This window comes from Endozoicomonas sp. SESOKO2 (assembly GCF_024606245.1).
In the GTDB taxonomy this organism is placed as follows: Bacteria; Pseudomonadota; Gammaproteobacteria; order Pseudomonadales; family Endozoicomonadaceae; genus Endozoicomonas_A.
Genome location: NZ_JAHHPQ010000603.1, coordinates 1 through 7,032, shown reverse-complemented (window position 1 = coordinate 7,032; position 7,032 = coordinate 1). Strand labels below are relative to the sequence as shown.

6 protein-coding genes and 1 tRNA gene are annotated in these 7,032 nt (G+C 52.2%); all 7 read right to left on the bottom strand.

Annotated elements, in window-relative coordinates; genetic code table 11:
- Nucleotides 1-101: 101 nt before the first annotated feature.
- Nucleotides 102-371, bottom strand: a complete 270-nt coding sequence (gene rpsO, locus KDK17_RS14545; RefSeq protein WP_257254778.1) for a 30S ribosomal protein S15 — start codon at nucleotides 369-371, stop codon at nucleotides 102-104.
- A gap of 172 nt (nucleotides 372-543) precedes the next feature.
- Nucleotides 544-1,488 carry a tRNA pseudouridine(55) synthase TruB gene (gene truB / locus KDK17_RS14540; RefSeq protein ID WP_257254777.1) on the bottom strand — a complete coding sequence of 315 codons (945 nt, stop codon included), beginning with the start codon at nucleotides 1,486-1,488 and terminating at the stop codon, nucleotides 544-546.
- A gap of 3 nt (nucleotides 1,489-1,491) precedes the next feature.
- Complete coding sequence (gene rbfA, locus KDK17_RS14535; protein ID WP_257288363.1) at nucleotides 1,492-1,896, bottom strand: 30S ribosome-binding factor RbfA; 405 nt, start codon at nucleotides 1,894-1,896, stop codon at nucleotides 1,492-1,494.
- A gap of 99 nt (nucleotides 1,897-1,995) precedes the next feature.
- Nucleotides 1,996-4,572: a translation initiation factor IF-2 gene (gene infB, locus KDK17_RS14530; protein ID WP_257254775.1), complete on the bottom strand. Its 2,577-nt coding sequence runs from the start codon at nucleotides 4,570-4,572 to the stop codon at nucleotides 1,996-1,998.
- 26 nt (nucleotides 4,573-4,598) lie between these two features.
- Complete coding sequence (nusA, locus tag KDK17_RS14525; RefSeq protein ID WP_257254774.1) at nucleotides 4,599-6,092, bottom strand: transcription termination factor NusA; 1,494 nt, start codon at nucleotides 6,090-6,092, stop codon at nucleotides 4,599-4,601.
- Between the two features lie 172 nt (nucleotides 6,093-6,264).
- A complete protein-coding gene (rimP, locus tag KDK17_RS14520; protein WP_257254779.1) occupies nucleotides 6,265-6,732 on the bottom strand; it encodes a ribosome maturation factor RimP in 468 nt (155 codons plus the stop codon).
- Between the two features lie 219 nt (nucleotides 6,733-6,951).
- Nucleotides 6,952-7,028: transfer RNA gene (locus KDK17_RS14515), tRNA-Met, on the bottom strand.
- Nucleotides 7,029-7,032 lie beyond the last annotated feature (4 nt).

Genomic DNA, 7,032 nt, shown 5'->3' with positions numbered 1-7,032 from the left:
GCACGACTGCATGGATGCAGGAGCTAGAGCAACGCAGGAGCAGTTGCCGCGTAGGACAGTCTCTTCCCGGTCAGCCTTCCGGATCAATAACGCTATAGCTGTTAGCGACGCAGACCCAGACGCTCGATCAGGGAACGGTAACGCTCAACGTCTTTGCCCTTCAGGTAGTTCAGCATATTACGACGCTGGTTTACCATGCGGATCAGCCCACGACGAGAGTGGTGATCCTTGTGGTTTGCCTTGAAGTGACCCTGCAAACCTTCGATGTTTGCAGTCAGCAGAGCAACCTGAACTTCAGGGCTACCGCTGTCGCCTTCACTACGACCGAATTCCTTGATAATTTCTGCTTTCTTTTTAGCAGTCAAAGCCATTGCTTTACACTCCGTTTAATATGCATCAACAAGCAGGTATGACCGTGCATATTTACAGCCAACCATTAAGCCTTGGCAGCACCTGCTGCCAATCAGGTGACGAATTCTAACATCAACCTCCAGCCGGAAGCCAGTCCGTTAAAGCCACCATACTGCAGAAAGATAATCTGTCTTAGTTTCCGGAACTGATCAGTCTCTTGGGTGCAACACGACCGTCTTCGTCAATCTCTCCAATACCCAGGAATCGAAGCACTTCCTGGCCCTCAACCTCTTCCTGACCATAGATACGGACATTACCACTGGTAGGCGCCTGAGGCACCTGAACCGGTTGCCCCTGACTGATGTAATAGCTGCTGGTTGCCCCCAGACGAATCTGAGGCCAGTCACTCACAGAAGTATCCAATGGCAGCAGCAGTTCATCCAGAGCCTTGTGACCACCGCCGTCGCGAATATCTTCGAGCTCTGCCAAAGTGTAGGACTGGTGTTCAGTATATGGGCCTGCCTTCATTCTATGCAGCTCGGCAACATGCCCGAGACACCCCAGAGCTGCACCAATATCTTCAGCCAGAGTACGAACATAAGTGCCCTTGGAGCAATCCACTTCAAGGATCAGCCTGTCACCTTCAAAGTCCAGCAGCTCAAGACGATAGATGGTGATGCGTCGTGACGGACGCTCAACAACAATACCTTGACGAGCCAGCTTGTAAAGCGGTTCACCATTGTGCTTCAGCGCTGAATACATACTGGGAATCTGATCAACCTCACCACGGAAGCGATCAAGGATAGCTTCAACTTCAGAACGGGTAACATTCACCGGACGCTGCTCGACTATCTCGCCTTCACGGTCACCGGTCTCCGTCTGGATACCCAGCTTGACTTCAGTTCTGTAGGACTTATCCGATTCCAGCAGATACTGTGAAAATTTTGTCGCCTCGCCCAGACAGACCGGCAAAACTCCGGTAGCCAGAGGATCAAGACTCCCGGTATGGCCAGCTTTGGCTGCACCATAAAGCCGCTTGACGCGTTGCAGAACGTCATTGGAACTGACACCCTTAGGCTTATTCACAACAACAATACCGTCCACCCTGCGGCCACGGCTACGTCTGCGTTTAGACATCAATTACTCCTCAGACTCACCCTGATGATCACTGTCACCAGAACGAGCTTTTGCAATCAACTCACTCATATACGCACCACGCCTCAGACTGTTGTCATAATGAAAACGCAACTGGGGAATGATACGCAACTTGATGGAACGGGCCAGCTCGCTGCGGAGGAAACCGGCAGCACTCTGCATAACCTCCAGGTTCTCATCAACACTTTTCTGGTTGTTGACGCTCTCTTGGTCATCCATGCCCAGAAAAGAAACAAAAACATCGGCAAAGGCCAGATCGCGGGACACTTCTACCGCGCTGACGGTTACCATACCTAAACGAGGGTCTTTCATCTCCAGCTGGATCAGCTGGGCCAATTCTTTCTGAATCTGGTCCGCTACCCGCTGGGTTCGACTGTATTCTTTAGCCATTGGGGATTAAAACCTGCTGATATGAGAAAGCCCGCAGTCTTTGCTGCGGGCTTCTTTCTTTGGTAACCGACCGAGTATGAGCAGATCGGCCGAACCTGATTAAAGAGTACGCTTGACTTCAACAGTCTTGTAAACTTCGATCTTATCGCCTGGCTTCACGTCGTTGTAAGACTTGACCGCAATACCACACTCCATACCTTCGCGAACTTCCTGTACGTCATCCTTGAAGCGACGCAGGGATTCCAGCTCGCCTTCAAAGATCACCACGTTGTCACGCAGTACACGAATACGATCGTTTCGATAAACAATACCTTCAACAACCATACAGCCAGCCACCGCCCCGAACTTCGGTGAACGGAAAACGTCACGTACTTCTGCAGTGCCCACAATCTGCTCACGGGTATCGGATCCCAGCATACCGCCCAGAGCCTTCTTAACATCGTCAATGATGTCATAGATGACACTGTAGTAGCGCAGATCCAGTTCTTCTGCCTCAATCACCTTACGGGCAGAAGCATCAGCACGAACGTTAAAACCAACGATAACGGCATTGGAAGCCATAGCCAGGTTAGCATCGGTTTCAGTGATACCACCTACGCCACCAGAAATAACCTTAACTTGAACTTCGTCGTTACCCTGCTCTTCCAGAGAAGTAGTCAGAGCCTCCAGAGAGCCCCGGACATCTGCCTTCAGAACGATATTAAGGGTCTTCTTCTCTTCAGAGCCCATGCTGGAGAAGATATTTTCCAGTTTGGAAGCCTGCTGACGAGCCAGTTTGACTTCACGGTATTTACCCTGACGGAACAGTGCGATTTCACGAGCCTTGCGCTCATCCTTAACCACAATCAGCTCATCACCAGCATCAGGAGTACCGTCCAGACCCAGAATTTCAACCGGAATGGAAGGGCCTGCATCTTTGATCGCCTTACCGTCTTCGTCCAGCATCGCACGAACACGGCCGTATTGCTGACCTACCAGGATGTTGTCACCCTGCTGCAGGTTGCCGGACTGAACCAGAACTGTTGCGACAGGGCCACGACCTTTATCCAGACGGGATTCAACCACCACGCCTTTAGCTGGACCTTTGTCTGCGGCAGACAGCTCAAGAACTTCAGCCTGAAGAAGTAATGCTTCCAGGAGCTCATCAATTCCCTGCCCGGTCAGAGCTGACACATGAATAAACTGAGTATCACCACCCCACTCCTCAGGAATCACTTCTCTTGCAGCCAGTTCGTTTTTCACACGATCAGGATCTGCAGCTTCCTTGTCGATCTTATTCACAGCAACAACGACTGGAACACCAGCAGCCTTGGCGTGCTGAACCGCTTCTTCGGTCTGAGGCATAACACCATCATCAGCCGCAACCACCAGAATGACGATATCTGTTGCCTTGGCACCACGAGCACGCATGGCGGTAAAGGCCGCGTGCCCGGGAGTATCCAGGAAAGAAACCATACCGCGCGGGGTATCTACGTGGTAAGCACCAATGTGCTGGGTGATACCACCGGCCTCGCCTGCTTGCACACGACTCTTGCGGATGTAGTCCAGCAAAGAGGTCTTACCGTGGTCAACGTGACCCATTACTGTCACAACCGGCGCACGAGGTTTCTCCTCAAAATCGGTTACGCCATCTTCCTGATCTTCAGTCAGAGAGTCTTCAATGCTGTCAGCCTTGACCAGTTTGAAGGTGTGACCCATCTCTTCAACTACGATGGATGCAGTATCCTGGTCAATCACCTGATTGATGGTCACCATGGAACCCATTTTGAACATCGCCTTGATGACGTCAGCAGCCTTGACAGCCATTTTTTGCGCCAGCTCAGCAACAGTGATGGTCTCAGGAATAGAGACTTCGCGTATTACCGGAGCGGTTGGCTTGGTGAAGCCGTGAGCTGCCATGGATTCAGGCGTAATTGTGCGGGCTGCCTTACGGCCGCCACGACGATCATCTTTACGACCTGCGTTGCGTCCGCCACGCTTCTCACCACGACGACCGCGTTCTTCACGGGGCTCATCACGGCGATCTTTGCCTTTGCGGTTACGGCCGCGCTTATCACCTTCCGGAGTCGGCATTGGCGCAGCGGCTGGATCAAAGCTTGGAGCAGACGGGCCATCACGACGAACCGGACGATCACCATCACGACGTGGTGGACGATCACCATGACGAGCCGGACGGTCTCCTTCACGACGTGGCGGACGATCACCATCGCGACGCTGCTGGGGACGATCGCCTTCACGACGCGGGGGACGATCGCCGTCACGACGCTGCTGGGAACGATCTCCATCGCGACGCTGAGGACGGTCACCATCACGACGTGAGTCACCACGAGCCCGCTTTTCTTCGGGTTTCTGCTCTTCCGCTTTTTCGTTCTTGACGTAGGTGCGCTTCTTGCGAACTTCTACGTTTACAACTTTTTTCTTACCAGCGCCACCACCGCCAGATACTTTCATCTGACTGACAGTTTTGCGCTTAAGGGTGATCTTGGTAGGTTCAGCCGTACCCGTGTGATCACCGTGAATGCTTTTCAGATGAGCCAGCAACTGCTTCTTTTCTGCATCCGACACAGCTTCTGAAGCCTTGGTTTGCTTCAGGCCCGCATCCTGCATCTGCTGCAGCAACCTTTCGACCGGAGCGCCGACCACCTTCGCGAGTTGTTCTACGGTTACTTCTGCCATTAACACTTCTCCTCTCAGTGGCCCGCTCAGTTACCAGCTTCCTCGAACCAGGGAGCACGCGCCGTCATAATCAATTCACCCGCACGCGTTTCGTCCATACCTTCAATTTCGAGAAGGTCGTCAATGGACTGCTCCGCCAGATCTTCCATAGTAATGACACCCAGACTGGCCAGCTCCAGCGCCAGCTCCTCATCCATACCATCCATAGCCAAAAGGTCTTCAGCCGGCTGTGCGCCATCTAACTTTTCTTCTCGAGCGATAGCCTGAGTCAACAGCTTGTCTTTCGCACGAGTGCGAAGCTCCTCCACGATTTCTTCATCCATGCCTTCAATTGCCACCATCTCTTCCAGAGGAACATAGGCAATCTCTTCAACCGTAGTGAACCCTTCGTCGACCAGCAGCTGAGCCAGTTCTTCATCGATATCGAGCAGATCAATGAAACTCTGTTTAAACTTGTCCGCTTCCTTTTCCTGCTTGGCAGCGGCTTCAGCTTCTGTCATAACGTTCAATTTCCAGCCAGTCAGCTCACTGGCCAGTCGAACATTCTGACCACTACGACCAATGGCCTGAGCCAGATTATCTTCGCTGACTGCGATATCCATAGTTCCGGAGTCTTCGTCAACGATGATGGAAGCAACCTCTGCAGGCTGCATGGCATTGATCACATACTGGACAGGGTTTTCGTCGAACAGAACAATGTCGATACGCTCATTACCCAACTCGCCGGATACCGCCTGTACACGAGCACCGCGCATACCTACGCAGGCACCTACCGGATCTATGCGTCCATCATTGGTCTTGACGGCAATTTTTGCCCTTGAGCCCGGATCACGGGCAGCCGCCCTGATCTCCAGAACCTCCTCAGCAATTTCCGGCACTTCAATGCGGAACAATTCAATCAGCATTTCAGGCGCAGTTCGGGACAGCATCAGCTGCGGCCCACGACCTTCCGTGGAAATTTCACTCAACAAAGCCCTCACATGGCTCCCCATACGAAAGTTCTCACGAGGCAGTATGCTGTCCTTGCGCATGACTGCTTCAGCATTGTTGCCAAGGTCAACAATAATACTGTCACGAGTCGTTTTCTTTACGGTTCCATTAATCAGATCGCCCAGCTTGTCACTGTATTGTTCAACCATTTGTGCGCGCTCGGCTTCGCGCACCTTCTGAACGATAACCTGCTTGGCGGTCTGGGCTGCAATCCGTCCAAATGCGACAGACTCAACCTGCTCTTCCCAGACACCACCGATCTCCAGAGACTCGTCCTTCTCCTTACCCTCATCCAGGGTAAAGTGCATGCCCGGAAACTCGAAATCTTCGTCCGCAACCACGCTCCAACGACGGTAGGTATCGTATTCACCACTACTGCGGTCAATCGCTACCCGGATATCCACTTCTGTTTCGTAACGCTTTTTGGTCGCAGTTGCCAGAGCGATCTCCATCGCCTCGAAGATCACTTCGGGTGGAACGCCCTTCTCGTTGGAAACGGACTCAACGACCAACAGAATTTCTTTACTCATGCTCTGCCTCGCCTATGCTGAACCAGTCCATGCCTTTGCCAACACTTCCCTGGCCGTTAACCGGGAAGACCCTCGCCTGTCATCAACTTCTTATTGCAGACAACGGCTAGCAACCCGGCCTGAACCTTTTACTCAATCTTTTATCTGGTTATTACCAGTTATGAGCCTGAAGTTAGTCGAATCTCGGTATCACCTGAGCCTTGTCTATGCTCTCTATGGGAAGAAGCAGTTCATGATCATCAACCACTAACACCACGTCCTGGTCTTCTACCCCTTTTACAACGCCTCTGTACCTGCGCCGCCCCTCAAAAGGCACCCTCAATCGGACATTGACCTCAGCTCCCGCCCAAGCCACGTAGTGCTCAAGCGTAAACAACCGCCTGTCCACTCCGGGCGATGAGACTTCAAGGGTATATTCCTCCGTAATGGGATCTTCCACATCGAGAACCCCACTCAGCTGGCGACTGACGACTTCACAGTCATCCAGCTGGATTCCCTTTTCCTTATCAAGGGAATCAATATAAATGCGAAGCATGGATTGCTTACCCTGGGATTTGAACTCAATCCCCCAAAGCTGGTAGCCAAGGGATTCAACCACGGGCCCAATCAATGCCTCCACTTGCGACTGCTTGCCTGCCACGATGGAAACACCTGTCTGCAAAAACAAAAAAAGGGCTTAAAAGCCCTGTCTCTTCTATGCACCCAGTCTTCCAGCTGGACGCAACTAAGGAGCTTGCCAAAGACACACACCATTGAGCATGAATTCAACAAACTACCAGAATCTCAATGGGGCAACATCTCAAGCCCAAAAAGACTCTGACGCACCTAACAAAAAACCCCATAATGGGGTTTAATTATTTGGTAGCGGGGGCCAGATTCGAACTGACGACCTTCGGGTTATGAGCCCGACGAGCTACCAGGCTGCTCCACCCCGCATCAA